We start from the raw sequence: 18,277 nt of genomic DNA, 5'->3' as shown, positions 1-18,277 counted from the left end.
GATTTATGCTATTCCTTGATGATTTTAGTGTAAGAAAGCGAACATTTTCGCTTGTCACATTTTAGACAAAAAATTAGATTTTAGAAGGTAAACAGGCTGTGAGAGAAGAATGTTAGTTAAGGATGATTTGATTTGGGGGTGTAAAAATGCAGTACGATGTTGCAATAGTTGGTGCTGGACTTGCGGGTTTAGTTGCTGCTTGTGAGTTAATCGATGCAAAGAAAAAAGTTCTTTTAGTAGATCAAGAGCCTGAAAATTCAATAGGGGGACAGGCATATTGGTCTTTTGGTGGGATATTTTTAGTAAATTCTCCAGAGCAGCGAAGGCTTGGAATTAAAGATAGTAAAGAACTGGCGTGGCAAGATTGGCAAGGAACTGCAGGCTTTGATCGTTTAGAAGATGAGGATTCCTGGGCTTATAAATGGGCCAGAGCCTATGTTGATTTTGCTGCAGGTGAAAAATATGACTGGTTAAAGTCAAAAGGTATCAAATTTTTCCCTGTGGTTGGATGGGCAGAACGGGGAGGCTCTTTAGCGGGAGGACATGGCAATTCTGTACCAAGATTTCATATTGTATGGGGAACTGGTCCTGGCATAGTAAAGCCGTTTGTAAATAAAGTAAAGCAAGCTATGAAAGATGGATTTATCGATTTTAGACCAAGACATCGTGTGGATGAATTTATACAACATGATGGAACAATTACAGGAATCAGTGGAACAGTGCTAGCAGAAACCTTTATTAATCGAGGTGAAAAAAGTTCGAGATTGGGGATTGGCGAATTTTCCTACGAAGCCGATGCCGTGATTGTAGCAAGTGGCGGTATTGGGGCTAATTTTGATTTAGTAAGAAAAAATTGGCCTGCACGACTTGGGACTCCTCCTAAAAATATGGTATGTGGTGTGCCAGCTTACGTTGATGGGAGAATGCTAGAAATCACAGAACATGCTGGAGGACGTATTGTAAACCGCGATCGCATGTGGCATTACACAGAGGGATTAAGAAATTGGGATCCAATTTGGCCCAACCATGGCATTCGTATTTTACCAGGGCCTTCCTCCTTATGGTTTGATGCAGAAGGTAATCGATTCCATGCACCCAACTTCCCAGGCTTTGATACGCTCAGTACGTTAGAGGCAATTCAAAAAACAGGTTATGATTACTCTTGGTTTATTTTAACGGAAAAAATTATTGAGAAGGAATTTGCACTATCTGGTTCAGAACAAAACCCAGATTTAACAAACAAAAGCATTAGTGATGTGCTTAAGCGTATAATGCCAGGTCCACCAGCCCCTATCCAAGCTTTTAAAAATCATGGCGAAGATTTTGTGATTGCACATGATTTAAAAGAACTAGTAGAAGGCATGAATAAACTAGCAGGGAATGAGCTACTGGATTTCATGAAAGTGAAAGAGCAAATCTTGGCAAGGGATCGAGAAATGGACAATAAGTTTACGAAGGATTTACAGGTTAACGCTATTCATGGGGCAAGGCATTATATTGGAGATAAATTAGTGCGTGTTGCCAAACCACATAAAATTCTAGATACTAAAAATTGGCCATTAATTGCCGTACGTTTAAACATTCTAACTAGGAAAACCTTGGGTGGCTTACAAACAAATTTAAATGGTGCGGTGTTGGGTATGGATGGTCAACCTATACCAGGTTTATTTGCTGCTGGTGAAGTAAGTGGCTTCGGTGGCGGGGGTGTTCATGGCTATCGTGCTTTAGAAGGGACATTTGTCGGAGGCTGTTTATTTAGTGGACGGCAGGTTGGGCGCTATTTAGCGCAGGAATAATAAGAAAAAGAGCATCGTTCATCAGGACGATGCTCTTTTTGGATGGGCTAGTAGATGGCTTACTATTTTAAGGTTTAGACCATTTACGCACACGGCTAAACCCTATCTCACCAAGTATTAACGATTTGCGTTTTGAATCTCTGCAATCTTAGCAATTTGCTCCTCAACCTGCTCCTTCGTCCAACCATTCTCTTCGACAAAGAAATTGCGTTCTGCACGGCGGCAATCATCTGAACAGCTACGCATATAAAATGCTTCGTGTTTTTCCTCACATAACATTAATTTATGACATTCAGGGTTTGCACAGTTTGTATAACGTTCAGAAGGTTCACCTGTGAAGTAATCCTTCCCAACGATGACATGCTCAACCTGATTAATCGGTACACTTCGACGACGGTCAAAAACAAACATCTGACCATCCCATAGCTGGCCCTTTACTTCAGGATCTTTTGCATAGGTTGCAATACCACCGTGTAATTGACCAACACTTTTACCATAGCCTTCACGTTTTAGCCAACCAGAGAATTTTTCACAGCGAATACCACCTGTGCAGTAAGTTAAAATCTTTTTATCTGAAAAATCTTCTTTATGTGCTTCCATCCAAGCTGGAAGGTCACGGAAGGTTTCAATATCAGGTCGTACAGCACCTTTGAAATGACCAATATCATATTCATAGTCATTTCGGGCGTCGATAATCACAGTGTTCTCTTCTTGCATTTGTTCCATAAATTCTTTAGGCGATAAATAATCGCCTGTGATTTCCAAAGGATTAATATCATGCTCCAAACCTAAATGGACAATTTCCTGACGAGGACGTACATGCATTTTCTTAAAGGTATGTCCTTCCACCTCATCGATTTTCCACATAATATCACTAAAACGAGCATCTGCCTTCATATGATTCCTATAAGCATCTGTTTGCTCAACGGTACCAGAAACGGTGCCATTAATGCCTTCAGAGCCTACTAAAATACGTCCAAGAAGTCCAATTTCTTTACATAATGCTAAATGTTCTTCTGCAAATGCTACAGGGTCTTCAATTGTAATATATTTATAATAAAGTAATACACGATAGTCCTTCTGTATCAAAATACGTTACCACCTTTAACTCAATATTCGTCCTTTAATATAGCATAACAAGAGCAATTTTGCTTAGAGTAGAAGGAGTTTTCTAAAAAAACACGAATAGTACATAGTGAATGACTATTCATATTTGGGGGTAATAGAGATGGAATTTTCAACGATTACTTTAGAAAAATTAGAACGTCGTGCAACGTTAACATTGAATCGTCCGCAGGCGATGAATGCTATGGATGATGTTATGATGCGAGAACTCGCAGAATGCTTTGAGACTCTCCAACAGGAACAAAATATACAGGTGCTTGTTATTCGTGGAGAAGGAAAAGTCTTTTCTGCGGGTGGCGATATCAAGGCTATGTTAGATGAAAATAAACCATTAAATATTGATGAGGCAATGGTCTATCTTTCACGTATTGTGAAAGCGTATTATCAGTTACCAATGATTGTGATTGCGGCTGTTCATGGTGCATCGGCAGGTCTAGGGTTTAGTCTAACACTTGGGGCAGATATAGTTGTGGCTTGTGAAAATAGTAAGCTAGCTATGAATTTCATTGGAATAGGACTAATCCCAGATGGAGGTGGTCATTTCTTCATGAAGGAACGTGTGGGGACTGTTAAAGCGAAACAGATGATTTGGGAGGGGAAGGTATTAACAGCAAAAGAAGCATTAGATGAAGGGCTTATTGACTTTATTGCACCAGAGGGTACTGTATTTGCCATGGCAGATCAGCTTGTTGGTAAAATGCTTGCGTCACCTATTTCTTCCATGATTACAACGAAAAAAATTCTACATGCTCAAAATTTGCCTCAGCTAGAAAATATCCTAGCTTTAGAAGCAGAGGGGCAATCCGCTATGCGTAAAACAACAGATCATCTAGAAGGCATTCATGCATTTGTAGAGAAAAGAATGCCTGTCTTTGTAGGAAAATAACAATCATAAAAGGCGCGTAGCAACATTGACTACGTGCCTTTTAGCCACTAAACATGGAATAAAATTAATTTACCCGAAGCGTTTACAAGACGATGAGTTTTGTCGGCAACACCTTTTTCCTCAATTTGTTGTTGTCCGTTTAGTTTAGCAGCCTCATCATTTTCAAATGTCCAAGTTTCATCAAATAATGTTTCCCCTGTTTTTTCAAAAGCTGTAAAACGATAATTCTCCATACAAACCCCACCCTTTTACTTAAATATATTTCTATTATACATAGAAGATTTATAAACTTCACGGTAAAACTAGTGAATTTTTTGATAAATTACGAAAATTGTGGAAAAAGTAAGGCAATGCTGTTTTTTATGTAATACCATTTTTCATAAAACGTGAACTATGATAAAATAGAACAAATATTCGGTTTTGTTTAGTGAACATATTACGGTACAGAGGCGATAATTATCTACTATTTGAGGTGATTGGATGACAGCAATTCGTTTTTTTCATTTGGCAGATTTACATTTAGATAGTCCATTTAAAGGTTTATTTGGATTACCTGAGCACATTTTAAAGAACATTAGGTCGAGTACTTTTGAAGCATTCGATAAAATGATCCATAAAGCAATTCAAGAGAAACCTGATTTTATATTAATTGTTGGAGATATTTATGATGGTGAAAATCGTAGCTTGCAAGCACAACGAAGATTTCAGGATGCAATGGAAAAGCTCTTCCAACACAACATCCCTGTAATTGTGAGCTATGGTAACCACGATCATTTAAATGGCACTTGGACACGCTTTGCTTTGCCAAGCAATGTCTATGAACTACCAGCGGAAACGACCGTGGTTCAATTAAAAATCCGAGGCCAGCAAGTAAATATATATGGTTTCAGCTATCATGAACGCCATTTAAAGGAATCAGTTATTGAAAGTTATCCAATTGCACAGGATCAGCATGCCATTCATATTGGTATGCTACACGGCAGTGAGGCAGGCAACACGACCCATGATGTTTACGCCCCTTTCACTAAGCAGCAGTTGATAGAAAAGAACTATCATTATTGGGCTTTGGGACATATTCATAAACGACAGCTTTTACATCAAAACCCTCCCATTGTTTATCCAGGCAATATTCAAAGTCGACATCGTAAAGAACAAGGACTGAAAGGCTTTTATGACGTGACGTTATCCCAAACATCGAATGAGCTAGATTTTATCCCTACATCTACTGTCGTTTATAACACGATAGAAGTGGATTGTACGAATGTTGTACATGCCAATGAATTACTAAAAAGATGTTCGGAAGCGATCACAACGAATAGGACGAAGTACGGGGCATCAGTAGTTGAGCTTCACCTGCAAAACATTGATGAACAAACGGAAGCTTTATTTGCACACGCAACTGTAGATGCATGGTTAGATACTGTGCGAGAGACGGAGGAAGGCATTGAGCCGATGTGTTGGGTACAAAAGTTGGTATTGCAGAAGACAGCAAGTCTTTATGAGCAGACAGCAGCAACTCAATCCGTTGTCAGCTTAATGGAGCAGTGGGACAGTAATGAATGGAAAGATATTCTAAAAGATTTATACCAATATGCTGGTGGTGCAAGGCTGATAGAGCCACTAAGTGACAAGGATATTGAAAACTTAACGCAAAATGCACAGGCATTATTGGCAGAAGAAATTCAAAGGGCGTGATCACATGCTGACTATACAAAAAATCCAAATATATGGCTTTGGTAAGCATGAAAACATCACCATTTCCTTAAATGAGGGTGTCACTATTTTTTATGGATTAAATGAAGCAGGAAAGACGACGATTCAGCAGTTTATACTACAAATGCTCTTTGGTTTCCCTATACGGCAGCAGGCACAGCGCAAATATGAACCAAAAGTTTCGACGAAATATGGTGGTCAGCTCACACTCGTGCATCCTATTTATGGCCAGTGCACTATTGAACGTGTGAAAGGAAAGGCAGCGGGCGATGTTTCTGTTTATCTAGAGGATGGGACAATGGGACACGAGGAACTATTAACTAAGCTTTTATATGGGTATTCTAGAACGTCCTTTGAATCCATTTTTTCATTTTCATTGCACGAGCTACAGGGCATTGAAAAAATGTCAGAGGAGGAGCTAACCCATTTGCTACTAGCTTCTGGCACAACGGGGGTTCAACATTTATCAGCTCTTGAAAAGAAGATGGAGAAAGAGGCAAATGAGCTGTTTAAAAAAACAGGTAAAGTACCCGTAATTAATCAAAAGGTTGAGCAATTAAAGCAGCTTGAGCGTACGATTAAACAGGAGCAGGGAAAGATTCTAACATTTGAGGACAAATTAAAGCAATTACAACTACTTGAGCATAATCTAGAAAAGCTTTATAGTACGAAAAAACTGCTGCAACAACAATGGCAGCAGTTAACGATTCAAAAGCAGGCACTTCCTCTCCTCAAACAGCAACAGATTTTACAGCAGACACTGGTCAATTATCAACATGTACAGTTTCCGCCAGAAGGTATAAGACGCTATGAGCAATTAAAGGATCGTCTATTACACGAAAGTCAGCAGCTAATGCAATTAAAGGAGCAATATCAAACATTACAAAATCAAGTACTTACCATAGCGGATGAGCATACGGTCAATGAAATGGCTCGTCTTATGCAAAAAGAGGCAACGTGGCATCAGCTGATGGTGAAGGAGCAAAATTTACATGATGATCTCTTTATGTTTGAGCAAGAAATGAAAGCACAGTTTCGTTTATTAGGCGTACTCGAGACAGAGGCACAGGAGAATCTTCTCGAAGAAACGGTTTCACTCCAGCAGGAACAACAATTTCAGCTTCAATTAAGTAAATTGGAGGAGGCAGAGGACGAGCTAAAGTTTCATCTACGCTCACTAGAGCAAGTCCATCTAGAATTAGAGACAATTGCCAAACAAAAGCAACGGCTCATGCAAGAGTCATTAACAAATGAAGAAGAACATATTTTAGCACAGTGGCCCCAACAAAAGCGTAAGCTTGAGCAATTACGTGCGGTCAAATCGCAACGTAGTAAACAAAAGCAACCTCATTATTTTAGCTGGCTTGTACTGCTAATCGGTTTATTGTCATTGATTTATGGTGTATTTGAAAAAAACATAGTTACGACCATTATCGGAGCTGTTTTATCATTGCTGACTCTGTTATTTATCCGATATGTTAAACAAGCGGATGAGCCTACTAGTAAAGAGCATAGTTCCCTTCTTCGAGAGTTAGAGCAGGAGGAAATGACGGTACAAGCGGTGCTATTAAAGAAGCAAAGATATGAAGATCGTTGGGTACACGTCAATGAACAGCAAAAGGAGAAGGAGCAGCAATACGCTTCTCTTGAATATAAAATTCAACAGGCTGAGATAGAGATTGAAGAAGCCACTCACACACTCCAGCATTTTTTAAAACGTTATCGATTACAGGGAACAATCGCCAGAACGTTAATGCCCGAATTATTTATGCGTATTCGGAGTGTGCAAGAGCTAGCAGCTAAAAAAAATAGTACCCTAAGCCTTATGCAAGAAGTTCAAAAAGAAAAGCAGCATATTTATAAACAGCTTCAACAGGTTTTAGAGGGAGCCTATAATGAACAGGAAATATATATGTATTTACGGACAGCCTACCTTGAAGCACAACAACATCAACAGCAAGTACAGCAAACAAAAGAACAGCTAGCTGGCCTGAAGATAAAAATGGATGGTGGGCAATCAAAACTGGACCGTTATACAACTGAAATGGCTGAGCTATTGAATGAAGCACAAGTTCCAAACGAGCAGGCTTATTATGAAATGTATGAGCAATTTGAGCAGCAAAAAAACATCATGACAGAGTTACAAACGGTTCAGGCTCAACTCGCCTCACTCAATCTTCCACAGCGAGAGAGTCTAGTGGAGGACACTGTTAACGAGGACATACATGCTTTAGAACAAGAGCAAAATTCAACGCAGCTAGCGATCGACCAATGTCTTGCGCAACGTGCTGCTTTGCTCATTGAAAAAGATCAGCTATTAAATGATGAAAAGTATGGGCAATTGCTACAACAGTTTGAGCAGGAGAAAGCAGAATTGCAGCAGCTGATTGAGCAATGGGCAACTAAAAAAGCTGTTGCGACAGCCATTCACGAAACATTATTCCGCCTACGTGAAGAAAAATTACCTCATGTCCTTGTGGAGGTGAATGCGATTTTCCGTTTACTAACAGGGGGAAGATACGATAAACTTTCGATTCATGATGAAGGTTATTTTGTTGCACAAGATGTAGCAGGATTACGTTATCAAATGGCTGAATTATCTCAGGCTACCAAAGAACAAGCCTATATTGCATTACGTCTGGCCCTTGCAAAAACACTAGTGAGCACTGCTCCATTTCCAATTATTATGGACGATCCATTTGTCCATTTTGATCGAAACCGTACAAACAAAATGGTACAATTAATGAAAGAAGTAGGATATGAACGTCAAATTTTATATTTTACTTGTCATGATACAATGCTCAAACATTGGCAGAAAGAGCAAATTGTCGATATAGGAGCATTAGCAAATGAAAGGGGAGTGGCGTCAACATGAAAGGGATTACGACGCTCCAAGTTGGAGAAGCAGTTGATCAATTTTTATTAATAAAACAAGCGACAAAAGGTGTTACAACCGTTGGAAAGCCATTTATGTCGCTATTACTACAAGATAAAAGTGGAGATATTGAGGCAAAGCTCTGGGATACAAATGAGGATCATGAAAAAATGTATCATGCTGAGGCCATTGTACGTGTAGGTGGAGAGATTCACGACTATAGAGGAAAGAATCAATTGCGTATCAAATCTATTCGTGTTGCCAAGCCAGAGGAAGGTATTGCGATCGATGATTTAGTACCATCCTCTGCAACACCAAAAGAACAATTGTATGAAGAATTGACACAATTTTTCTTTGATATTAAAAATCCAAATATCTCACGTATTACAAGAGCGGCTATTAAAAAACATTATGATGCCATCTTAGTTTTTCCGGCAGCAACTAAAAACCATCATGACTATGCGTCTGGTTTATTAGATCATATGGTGTCCATGCTCAAACTAGGAAAAGCCATTGCTGATTTATATCCAACACTTAATCGTGACCTGTTATATGCAGGCATTATTTTGCATGATATTGGCAAGGTTGTGGAGTTGTCTGGGCCTGTTGCCACGATGTATACAGTGGAGGGCAATTTATTAGGTCACATTACCATTATGGTGAATGAAATTGCCAAAATTGCAAGTGAGCTAGAAATTGAAGGCGAAGAAGTCATGCTGTTACAGCATATGGTATTGTCTCACCATGGGAAAGAAGAGTGGGGGAGTCCGAAAAAACCGATGCTTCAAGAAGCGGAAATCTTACATTATATTGATAATATAGACGCGAAGATGAACATGCTAACAAGAGCATTAGGGAAAACGACACCAGGTGAATTTACTGAGCGGCTTTTCCCACTTGATAATCGTTCATTCTATAAGCCTTCTATTTAAAAAGTAATATGATTAAGCCCCTAACCTGTTGAGAAATTGATAATTGATGTTGCTTATTGACTAACCTATACTGATTTCGATAAGTCTAAATATGCATATGTGTAATTTTAGTACCTAACTATTGTACCAATGCTAGTATTTATTTTAGAATAAAGAGAGAAATGATAGGAATGGGGAAGAGCAATGGAAACAGAGGGACTTTTTTCACGGGAAATTAAGTTTTGGAAAAGTTTAATTTTCAAAATGATACTAGCTATAGGTATAAGTTTGTTTATTAGCTCGCATATCTCAGAATTTGTTAGTCATCAATTTGAAAAAGTAGTACATTTAAACGGCAGTGCAGGTGTTGCCATTAATACGTTTATTTCGTTATTTATTGGTACAGTCATTATTTCGTTATGTACGAGATATATCGTCCTAAAACGTGTAAAGCGTGTATTAAAGGCTATGACACAGGCGGCTGATGGTGATTTAACGGTACGCATTGACGACCGTTTCAAAGATGAAATTGGACAATTATCCACTGAATTTAATCATATGTTAGAGCAAATTGGCACGGTTATTGAAAAGACGAATAAAGCATCTGCGGATGTCTCGACTTATACAAAGGAATTTACAACGATTACAGAGCAAAGTAGTCACACGGTTGAAACCATTTCTGATGCTATTGGAGATATTGTTTCCAGTGCGGAAGGACAATTGAAGCAAATGGACCTTTTATCTGAATCCGCTAATCTAATTTCCAAAGATATGGACCATGCATCTTCTGCTGTACAGGCTGTTGCAGATATAGCGAATGAAACAAATCAAAAGGCTGATTTAGGTTTACAGCTAATTGAGCAAACGATTGATAAAATGAATACGATTAATGATTCTGTTCACCAATCAACAGAAGTTGTGAATGCTTTAGGTGAAAAATCAAAGGAAATTAGTACGATTGTCTCGTTAATTACAAGCATTACCGATCAAACAAACCTGCTTGCATTGAATGCATCTATTGAGGCGGCTCGAGCAGGAGAGGCTGGAAAAGGCTTCGCGGTTGTTGCGGATGAAGTTAGAAAGTTGGCAGAGGAATCTGGGAAGGCTGCTGACAATATTCGAACACTAGTGGATGATATATTAAACCAAACTTCCGGTGCTGTTTTCGCTATTAATAGTGGCACACAATATGTAGATGAAGGGCGAGAGGCTGTTGAACAGACAGGTGATGCCTTTAAAAATATTGTGGAATATGTACAACAGATTAGCCAACGTACAACGGAAGTTACGGATATCGTATGGCGCGTTAATGAGAAGGCAAGCCAAACAGATTCTGCTGTAAAAGAAATTGTAGGTATGGCGAATGGCACATCTTCAGGTATGCAGCATATTGCTTTATCCATAGAGCAACAAAGTACTTCTAATGAGGAAATTGCGAGCGCGGCAAATGTCCTTCAAACGATGTCAAATGACTTACAAGCTGAAATTAGCCAATTTAAAGTGAAATAGAGAAGGAAAAAGGAGCATCTGATTTGTCAGATGCCCCTTTTTGTTGTGGATATTGTTCAATTGATAAACAATATTCCCTCGATTATTTAGATTCCTTGTCCGTATCTTCTGCTTTGTCTTCAGAATCTTCTTTAGCAGCTTTGTCTTCTGCTTTTTTAGCTGCTTCTTCAGCTGCTTTTGCCTGTTCTTCACTTGTTGTTGTGAAGAATTCTAGTGAATCTTTTAAATCTTTATCAGATGTTTTAACATTCGCATCTTTAGCCATTTTTGCAATGATATCTTTTAGAATAGCTTGAGCTTCACCTGTTTGGTTTAGTTTATTTAACATTGTTGAACGAATGTTTTCTTCTTCATCTTTAAATGCACCGACACCTTTTACATCACGCTTCTCCGTAATTTCAATTACATGATAACCAAAGCTAGATTTTACTGGCTCACTCAATGTATTTAATTCAAGAGCGTAAGCAGCATCGTTAAATTCATCTACCATTGCACCAACAGAGAACCATCCAAGCTCTCCACCTTTTTGAGCAGAACCTGTATCTGTTGAGTACTCTTTTGCTACATCCTCAAACTTAGCGCCGCCCTTAATTTTTTCAATGACTTCTTTAGCTGTTTTTTCATCTGCTACTAAAATATGACGACCATTAAGTTCTGTTTTCATTTGCTCGTAGTATTTTTTCACATCTTCTTCTTTAATTGCTTGATCTTTTAAAGCTTTCTCTTGAAGAAGTTGAACACGTAAAGAATCTTTAAAGCCCTGTTCTGTTAAGCCACTTTCAGCAAGTGCTTGTGTAAAGCCTTCACCAAATTGTGAAGCTGTTGTGTCATAAGCTTCTTTAATTTCTTTATCTGTTACTTCATATTTGTCAGCTAAAACTTTTTCAGTCACCAATTGTTGCATTACATATGAGCCTGTTAAAGCTTTTGCCTTTTCATTAAAATCAGCTACTGAAATATCGCCCACTTTAGAAGTAACGATGGCTTTGCTGTCTCCGCCGCTACAAGCACCAAGCGCTAATACAGATGCAGCTAGAGTTAAAGATAAAACTGTCTTTTTCATAGTGGATATTCTCTCCTAACATGGTTTCGTCCATTTTTTACTATAACATAAACGTTTTAAAAACAAAATGGTTCCCCCTTGAGTATTGCCTATATTTCAAATTTTGAAGCGCATAGGATATAGAAAAGAAAGGGGGTGAAGTTATGGGCAACGGAGGATACGGTGGCGGTGGCTACGGCTCAGGCTTTGCTTTATTAGTTGTGTTATTTATTTTATTAATTATCGTTGGTGCAGCGTTCCTATACTAATTAATAAAACAGCGAAAAGCTAAGAGCTCTAACTCTTAGCTTTTCTTAACAATGTTAGACATTCGCGCCGCATGCCTTAGATACTACCAATCTTCTTGGTTAGAAAAAGTTGTTGCATGGGGGGCTCGACTTATTCTTCGAGCGTGCGGACGGGCGCGGATGTACTGTTATACTGCATATAAAATTTCAATATAGAATGAGACAAGTAATATGGTAATAAGTATATTTATAGTTCGGAATATTTTTGGTTGGTTTTCTTCGGGAATTTCACGTCGCATGCATAGAGCATATGTCATGCGGTTAATTTGAAATAAATAGAATACCGAGAATAGAACTACAATCATTAATAGCAAGTCTATTCCTCCCCTCTTTCAATAGTAATAGCATAACAAAGAACGTCATTAAAAAACAAGTACAAGCATTTAGTGAACGGTTGGTGGAACTAAAATTTCATAACCTTTAGGAGTTTCCTCTATTTGCGAATTTTTAGGTGAGTGCAAAAGGTATTTCACGTAAAGGATATCAATCAAACATAGACTACAATGATAGGCTAGCAGCAATGTACCATAATGTGTATATGCCGGTAAAAGCCAAGTTCCTATTATAATACTTGTGTTTAGAATGATAAAAGGCGTAAGTAATGCTAAGATGTAACGATTTTTTGATAAAGGCTCACGAATACGCATGTGTAAAACTGGAATTATATAAAATTGAGTACGTACACGCAATTTTAAATGCTGGCGTAAATCGTATAGTGCCAGAAAATGTAAAAATTTATGAACTGGATAAAGTGTTAAGGCTGCTATGACAAAGAGCCAGAATAAACGATCTGTATAATGCTCCTCGTTGAATAAATTAAACAATACATACGAAACAGAAAAGACCGACAAAAAGGTAATAACACTCATTATAATAATACGCGTAGTACCGTAATGATGTTCTAGATTTAAAATTTTCCAACAATGCATGGCTTAGTATCAACTCCGAAATAGGAAGTGTCCTATTTAATGTAAATTGAATGATGTTAGAATGCAAGAAAAAGGAGGTATTTCAGAAATATTTCTGAAATACCTCCTTTCACATGATTTATTCCTGAATGAACAGTAGTATACCTCATTATGTTCAACTAATAAATAAGGGCAGGAAAAATTTTGTGCAGTTTGAAGCTTCGTCTTATCCTTTTACAGGTGTGCGTTCTTCTAGTGTGTCAAAGGAATCGCGGAAATGTTGGAAGGAACGTTCGAAAATATCGATGAAATCCTCACCATAAATATTACGAATAACAGCCATCACATCTAAAAAATCTGGGAAACGGCCATATAGATCTTTTAATGCTAGTGATCCTTCTAATACGGAATGATACGTATTATGGTAGTTTTTATTCATCTCTATAATGAGTTCTGTCCCAGTTTCAGTTAGCTCCACGTAAGTATTACGTTTGTCGTCATCGCGCTTCGAAAATTTAAGGAAGCCACGCTCTTCTAACTTTTTGGAGAAATTAAATGCGGTAGAAACGTGCATCACGCCAAATTTTGCTACATCTGAAATGGATGCTCCTTTTAAATGATATGAAATCCATAAAATATGGTGTTCATTAATATTTAGATCATAAGGTTTAATCCATTGTTGCCAATCTTTTTCTACCGCTTTCCATAGCGCTTTAGATAACTGTGCGATTCTTTGACTATAAAGCATCGCTTCTTTTTGTGTATATAATTCCTCTGACAAAGCCATCACCTACTGCTTTCTTTCACATTTTTAAAAATATTATAGCAGTAAAGAAAAAAAGTTTAAAGTTAGAAAAATTAAAAAATTGAAAAGTGGTTAAAAAATAATATTATAGTAATGATTTTTGATAAAAAAATAGATTTTTTACCATTCGGAAAGGACTTTAGTCACTAACTTTTTCTTGTGTTTTTTTCTTATTTTCTGTAATTTGTGCAATGTTTTTCTCGATTTCGCTAATCGAATTCTGTAATGCATCTAATTCTTGTTGCAAATTATTTTTAGTTGGTTCGATTTCTTCAGTGAAAGTTGTAATTGTTTGTTTTAAATCATTTATTATTTGTGGGATATTATTTTTTACTTCAATTGTTAAAGTGTTGACAGATTGTTTAACAGTCCCTACTTGTTGTTTGACATCAAGGAGCATTCCTTTTGTCTGATCGACATTTTGTTTGACAGAAGCACGTAGCTGTTGTCCTGATTGTGGCGTTGAAAAAAGTACAGCGACTGTCCCACCGATAATGCCTGTTGTTAGTCCAAGTAAAAATGGTTTTGCTTTCATATTGATACCTCATTTCTAGTCATGTTTATCTACTATTAAACCATGAATTGTACAAATACAAAAAGAAAAAAGAAACTAGACGAGTGATTTACCACCACCGTTTAGTTTCTTTTAATTATTTTAAGTAAGTGTTTATGATATTTGAGAAATGGCTGTATTGAATTTAGAACGCTTCACTAATTTTGTGACAATGGGATAAATGACGGCAAAAGCAACGACATTAAATGCGACAGCTGGCAGGACAACGCCAATAAATAACATCGCAAACGTTGCACCAACATTTGCATTGAACACAAAAAGTGCTACGGCTAAAAAGACAGTTCCTGAAAGAATAGTTCCTAATCCAACTAAGATAGCTGATACAGCGAAATGATTTGCTAGTTTTTTGAGAATCAATAAAGCGGCTAAAAAGACAAAGCCTGTTACTGCTTTATCAATAATATTTGGGACAAGACCTGCTGGGAATGTTGTAAATAAACCTGAAAGTACGCCTGTTGAAAGCGAAAGTAAGAACGTTTCTTTCACAGTGGGGAACAATAAAATGCCAATAAACATCATTGTTAACATGAAATCAGGTTTCATGCCATTCACCATACCTGGTGTCACCACATAAAGGGCTGCACCAACACCTACTAATAATGCCATTAATACTAAATTTTTTGTATTCATCTGTATCTCTCCTCGACTAAGCTAATCTATTTGTCTCCTAACGTATCCTCTTGATCGTTAGCGAAACTTATTTGTGATTGTACGCCAAAATTTTTCAATTTGCAATACAGTTTTCTGAACATTTTAATGTTAATATATTACAAATGACTTATAGATTGGCTTTAATACTTTCTGCAACTTCGGCTAACTGCTCTGGTGAATATTTTTGAGTCTGCCAAATTAAGCCTAGTCCTTCTTTTTCATCGTAACGCGGAATAAAATGTAAGTGGTAGTGGAAAACAGTTTGTCCAGCGGCAGCACCATTGTTATTAATCGTATTCATACCTATTGGCTGAAATGCTGCTTTAATAGCATTAGCGATTTTTGGTGCAACTGCATATAGATTACGTGCTACATCCTCTGGCATTTCAAATAGATCTTGACAGTGATGCTTTGGAATTAATAATGTATGACCTTTTGCAACAGGTGAGATGTCTGTAAATGCATAGACATGATCGTCCTCGTAAACTTTGGTACTTGGAATAGATCCGTCAATAATTTTGCAAAATAGGCAATCGCTCATGAGAATTTCCCCCTTAACGTATATGTAAGTACATTCTATCATACTCAAACCTGTATCATTTGCTAATTTTTGATAAAATATAAAACAAGAAGAGGAGTGAGGATATGTCAGTATTAGAGGTACAGCATGTGACAGGTGGTTATACAAGAAAGCCTGTGATTAAAGATTTATCTTTTACAATTGGAAAAGGAGAATTAGTTGGCTTAATCGGCTTAAATGGAGCTGGTAAAAGTACAACGATTAAACATATTATCGGAACGATGTTGCCAAAGGAAGGAGACATTCGTTTAAATGGTGTGACATTGAAGGAAGATACGGACAAATATCGGACAGCATTTTCCTATATTCCTGAAACTCCTGTATTATACGATGAATTAACATTAAGAGAGCATCTAGAATTGACAGCGATGGCTTATGGGATTAATAGGGCAACCCTCGATGCTCGTTCTGAGGTGCTATTAAAAGAGTTTCGCATGGAGAAAAGATTAAATTGGTTCCCTTCACACTTTTCAAAGGGGATGCGTCAAAAAGTCATGATTATGTGTGCTTTTTTAGTGAATCCAAGTCTATATATTATTGATGAGCCTTTTGTGGGATTAGATCCACTAGGTATTCAATCATTACTAGATCAGATGGATGAAAAGAAAAAAGAAGGTGCTTCTATATTAATGTCTACGCATATTCTATCGACGGCTGAAAAGCATTGCGATCGAATTATTTTATTGCACGAAGGAAGAGTGCGAGCACAGGGGACGATGGCGGAATTGCGTCAATCATTTGCTATGCCGAATGCGACATTAGATGATCTTTATATTGCCATGACAAAGGAGCGGGACCATGAAGAATTTGCGTGATGTATGGTCCTCTCGCTTCATGCATTATATAGGAGAAGTACAAAAGTATATGCAATTTATTTTTACAGGGCATATTGCAATTGTACTTGTATTTCTTATTGGAGCAGGGGGCTACCAATATAGCGAATGGCTGAAAGTTGTCCAAACAGACTTTCCAGCAGAAATCGTCATAGCTGTTATGATAGGGATTTTATTGGCCTTTAGCCGTCCTACTACGCTGTTGAGAGAACCAGATCAAGTATACTTATTACCTTTAGAATCAAAAATGTCTCAATATTTTAGCAAAGCATTGGCTTGGACGTTCTGGTCCCAAGTATGGATTGTAGCGATTGTTTATATTGTATGTATTCCATTATTGAAAGCCGTAACGGCATTAACAACAACTGAAATATGGACGATCTTTTTACTTATCATTGTATTGAAATATATAAGTGTGCAAGGAGAATTCAGCTACCGATACAGTGAGCGAGGTCAAATGGTTTGGGTGGACAGGCTTATTCGAGCTGTCATATTCGGGGCTGTTTTATACATGGGGCTTCATGCTCAGCTAATACTAGCGGTAATAGCGACAGTTATTAGTGTGGTTTATATCATTATCTTTAGGAAAAAATCAGTTGGCGAACCTGTGCCTTATGAACATTTTGTCAAAATTGAACAGAATCGTATGATGAGCTTTTACCGTTTTGCTAATTATTTTACAGATGTACCTCATCTACACGGAAGTATCCGACGTCGACGCTGGATGGACTGGCTGTATAGATTTGTGCCATATGGTAAAGAGAATGCTCAAAAATATTTGGTGTTTCGTACCTTTGTCCGTACAGATGACCATTTCTATTTATGGCTTCGTCTTACGGCCATTTCGGGAGTCATCGCAGTTTTTGTTGATATTCCTGTAGTGACATGGATTGTTGCTGGTGCACTCAGCTTTGCGACCACAATTCAGTTAAAACAAGCCTTACTATCAAGTGGTGAATTTCGAATGGACATGCTCTATCCTTTACCAGAGCATGCCCGCCAATTAGCTGTAAAGCAAACTGTCCGTTTAGCAATGGTTACACAAGCTATTATTGTTGGTTTATGTGCTATCACACAGCCAATGTTTTATTTAGCCATTGTCATTGTTATTGTAATTAGCGAATTAACAGCAAAAATTTCCAAATAAATAGATTGTAGCTGATAAATTGAAAAGCTCATTTTCCAATGCTAGTATTCGGAAAATGAGCTTTTATTTTATCTACTATTCTGTATCCTCATTTGGCATAGCACTATAAGTTGTTACATAAGAAGCTGCTGAAAAGATATTTTGCTGGCTTACACCTGATGAATCATCTCTTTTAGCATGTGCAGATTCAAAGGCTCTAGAGCTCTTCCATGCTTCAAATGAATGTGGTCCATTCCACTGCGTCATGACAATGTAAGTATCACTCTTGATCGGACGTAATAAACGGAACGCCACAAAGCCAGGCTCATTTTCAATGGCGCGTGAACGCTCTAAAAAGCGGTGTTCGAAAACAGGTCGTCCTTCATCTGTCACAGGAATATTATTAAATACAAAGAAGCCTCGTTCCTCTAATTCATTTACTGAATCCAGTACCTCAAATTTACGTGGTGTCGCAAAAACTGTCTTTCCTTCTGTCTCATGAATCAGTACAGAGTTTCCATCCCCATGAATTAAAATCATATGCTCATTTGGATACTTATTTTTTACCTGTTCTAAAAAATCACCAGTGCCAGAAGTTAAATAAATATACATCAATTTATCCTCCTTACGATCTT

General features: G+C 37.7%; 19 protein-coding genes. 9 read left to right on the top strand and 10 right to left on the bottom strand.

The window, feature by feature from the left end:
• Positions 1 to 146: 146 nt before the first annotated feature.
• Positions 147 to 1,796 (top strand): FAD-binding dehydrogenase, encoded by a 1,650-nt coding sequence (locus NST76_RS18290; RefSeq protein ID WP_036118069.1) that lies wholly within the window; start codon positions 147 to 149, stop codon positions 1,794 to 1,796.
• A 117-nt stretch (positions 1,797 to 1,913) separates the two neighbouring features.
• On the opposite strand, the gene NST76_RS18285 is transcribed toward NST76_RS18290, so the two are convergent.
• Positions 1,914 to 2,885 carry a rhodanese-related sulfurtransferase gene (locus NST76_RS18285; protein ID WP_036118065.1) on the bottom strand — a complete coding sequence of 324 codons (972 nt, stop codon included), beginning with the start codon at positions 2,883 to 2,885 and terminating at the stop codon, positions 1,914 to 1,916.
• Positions 2,886 to 3,024: 139 nt separating this feature from the next.
• Here NST76_RS18285 and NST76_RS18280 point away from each other — a divergent pair, with 139 nt between their 5' ends.
• Positions 3,025 to 3,807, top strand: a complete 783-nt coding sequence (locus tag NST76_RS18280) for an enoyl-CoA hydratase (RefSeq protein WP_342544285.1) — start codon at positions 3,025 to 3,027, stop codon at positions 3,805 to 3,807.
• A gap of 47 nt (positions 3,808 to 3,854) precedes the next feature.
• On the opposite strand, the gene NST76_RS18275 is transcribed toward NST76_RS18280, so the two are convergent.
• Positions 3,855 to 4,040, bottom strand: coding sequence for a YhzD family protein (locus NST76_RS18275; RefSeq protein ID WP_036075853.1), 186 nt, complete (start codon positions 4,038 to 4,040; stop codon positions 3,855 to 3,857).
• Between the two features lie 247 nt (positions 4,041 to 4,287).
• On the opposite strand from NST76_RS18275, the gene NST76_RS18270 reads away from it, so the two are divergent.
• The 4 genes from NST76_RS18270 to NST76_RS18255 all read left to right on the top strand — a co-directional run bounded on the left by NST76_RS18270 (position 4,288) and on the right by NST76_RS18255 (position 10,815).
• The gene (locus NST76_RS18270) at positions 4,288 to 5,502 is read left to right on the top strand and encodes a DNA repair exonuclease (RefSeq protein WP_089933905.1); all 1,215 of its coding nucleotides are present in this window, start codon (positions 4,288 to 4,290) and stop codon (positions 5,500 to 5,502) included.
• Between the two features lie 4 nt (positions 5,503 to 5,506).
• The gene (locus NST76_RS18265) at positions 5,507 to 8,395 is read left to right on the top strand and encodes an AAA family ATPase (protein WP_342544284.1); all 2,889 of its coding nucleotides are present in this window, start codon (positions 5,507 to 5,509) and stop codon (positions 8,393 to 8,395) included.
• Positions 8,392 to 9,327 (top strand): 3'-5' exoribonuclease YhaM, encoded by a 936-nt coding sequence (gene yhaM, locus NST76_RS18260; protein WP_271910929.1) that lies wholly within the window; start codon positions 8,392 to 8,394, stop codon positions 9,325 to 9,327. The genes NST76_RS18265 and yhaM overlap by 4 nt, the downstream gene beginning before the upstream one ends.
• A 183-nt stretch (positions 9,328 to 9,510) precedes the next feature.
• A complete protein-coding gene (locus NST76_RS18255; protein WP_058843257.1) occupies positions 9,511 to 10,815 on the top strand; it encodes a HAMP domain-containing methyl-accepting chemotaxis protein in 1,305 nt (434 codons plus the stop codon).
• Between the two features lie 82 nt (positions 10,816 to 10,897).
• Here the strand turns inward: NST76_RS18255 and NST76_RS18250 are convergent, their stop codons facing one another.
• The gene (locus NST76_RS18250; protein WP_340809438.1) at positions 10,898 to 11,878 is read right to left on the bottom strand and encodes a peptidylprolyl isomerase; all 981 of its coding nucleotides are present in this window, start codon (positions 11,876 to 11,878) and stop codon (positions 10,898 to 10,900) included.
• Between the two features lie 143 nt (positions 11,879 to 12,021).
• Here NST76_RS18250 and NST76_RS18245 point away from each other — a divergent pair, with 143 nt between their 5' ends.
• Entirely contained in the window at positions 12,022 to 12,126 is a 105-nt protein-coding gene (locus tag NST76_RS18245) for a YjcZ family sporulation protein (protein ID WP_004230765.1), read from the top strand.
• 167 nt (positions 12,127 to 12,293) lie between these two features.
• On the opposite strand, the gene NST76_RS18240 is transcribed toward NST76_RS18245, so the two are convergent.
• The 6 genes from NST76_RS18240 to NST76_RS18215 all read right to left on the bottom strand — a co-directional run bounded on the left by NST76_RS18240 (position 12,294) and on the right by NST76_RS18215 (position 15,644).
• The gene (locus NST76_RS18240; protein WP_008173337.1) at positions 12,294 to 12,479 is read right to left on the bottom strand and encodes a hypothetical protein; all 186 of its coding nucleotides are present in this window, start codon (positions 12,477 to 12,479) and stop codon (positions 12,294 to 12,296) included.
• A 69-nt stretch (positions 12,480 to 12,548) separates the two neighbouring features.
• On the bottom strand, positions 12,549 to 13,094 hold the full coding sequence (locus NST76_RS18235; protein WP_036118042.1) for a DUF3267 domain-containing protein: 546 nt from the start codon (positions 13,092 to 13,094) through the stop codon (positions 12,549 to 12,551).
• A gap of 205 nt (positions 13,095 to 13,299) precedes the next feature.
• The gene (locus tag NST76_RS18230; RefSeq protein WP_036117418.1) at positions 13,300 to 13,860 is read right to left on the bottom strand and encodes an HTH-type transcriptional regulator Hpr; all 561 of its coding nucleotides are present in this window, start codon (positions 13,858 to 13,860) and stop codon (positions 13,300 to 13,302) included.
• Between the two features lie 157 nt (positions 13,861 to 14,017).
• Positions 14,018 to 14,413 carry a YtxH domain-containing protein gene (locus tag NST76_RS18225; protein WP_342544281.1) on the bottom strand — a complete coding sequence of 132 codons (396 nt, stop codon included), beginning with the start codon at positions 14,411 to 14,413 and terminating at the stop codon, positions 14,018 to 14,020.
• A 132-nt stretch (positions 14,414 to 14,545) separates the two neighbouring features.
• Complete coding sequence (locus NST76_RS18220; RefSeq protein WP_036117414.1) at positions 14,546 to 15,082, bottom strand: tryptophan transporter; 537 nt, start codon at positions 15,080 to 15,082, stop codon at positions 14,546 to 14,548.
• 148 nt (positions 15,083 to 15,230) lie between these two features.
• A complete protein-coding gene (locus NST76_RS18215) occupies positions 15,231 to 15,644 on the bottom strand; it encodes an HIT family protein (protein ID WP_036117412.1) in 414 nt (137 codons plus the stop codon).
• Between the two features lie 104 nt (positions 15,645 to 15,748).
• On the opposite strand from NST76_RS18215, the gene NST76_RS18210 reads away from it, so the two are divergent.
• Both NST76_RS18210 and NST76_RS18205 read left to right on the top strand, forming a co-directional pair.
• Positions 15,749 to 16,498 (top strand): ABC transporter ATP-binding protein, encoded by a 750-nt coding sequence (locus NST76_RS18210; protein ID WP_036117411.1) that lies wholly within the window; start codon positions 15,749 to 15,751, stop codon positions 16,496 to 16,498.
• Positions 16,482 to 17,663, top strand: coding sequence for an ABC transporter permease (locus tag NST76_RS18205; protein ID WP_058843259.1), 1,182 nt, complete (start codon positions 16,482 to 16,484; stop codon positions 17,661 to 17,663). The genes NST76_RS18210 and NST76_RS18205 overlap by 17 nt, the downstream gene beginning before the upstream one ends.
• Before the next feature lie 75 nt (positions 17,664 to 17,738).
• On the opposite strand, the gene NST76_RS18200 is transcribed toward NST76_RS18205, so the two are convergent.
• Positions 17,739 to 18,254: an antibiotic biosynthesis monooxygenase gene (locus NST76_RS18200; RefSeq protein WP_036117408.1), complete on the bottom strand. Its 516-nt coding sequence runs from the start codon at positions 18,252 to 18,254 to the stop codon at positions 17,739 to 17,741.
• Positions 18,255 to 18,277: the final 23 nt, after the last annotated feature.

Origin of the sequence: Lysinibacillus sp. FSL W7-1291 (assembly GCF_038593415.1) — a bacterium.
GTDB classification, from domain to species: Bacteria; Bacillota; Bacilli; order Bacillales_A; family Planococcaceae; genus Lysinibacillus; species Lysinibacillus fusiformis_D.
This window is presented reverse-complemented; position numbering and strand designations above follow the sequence as displayed.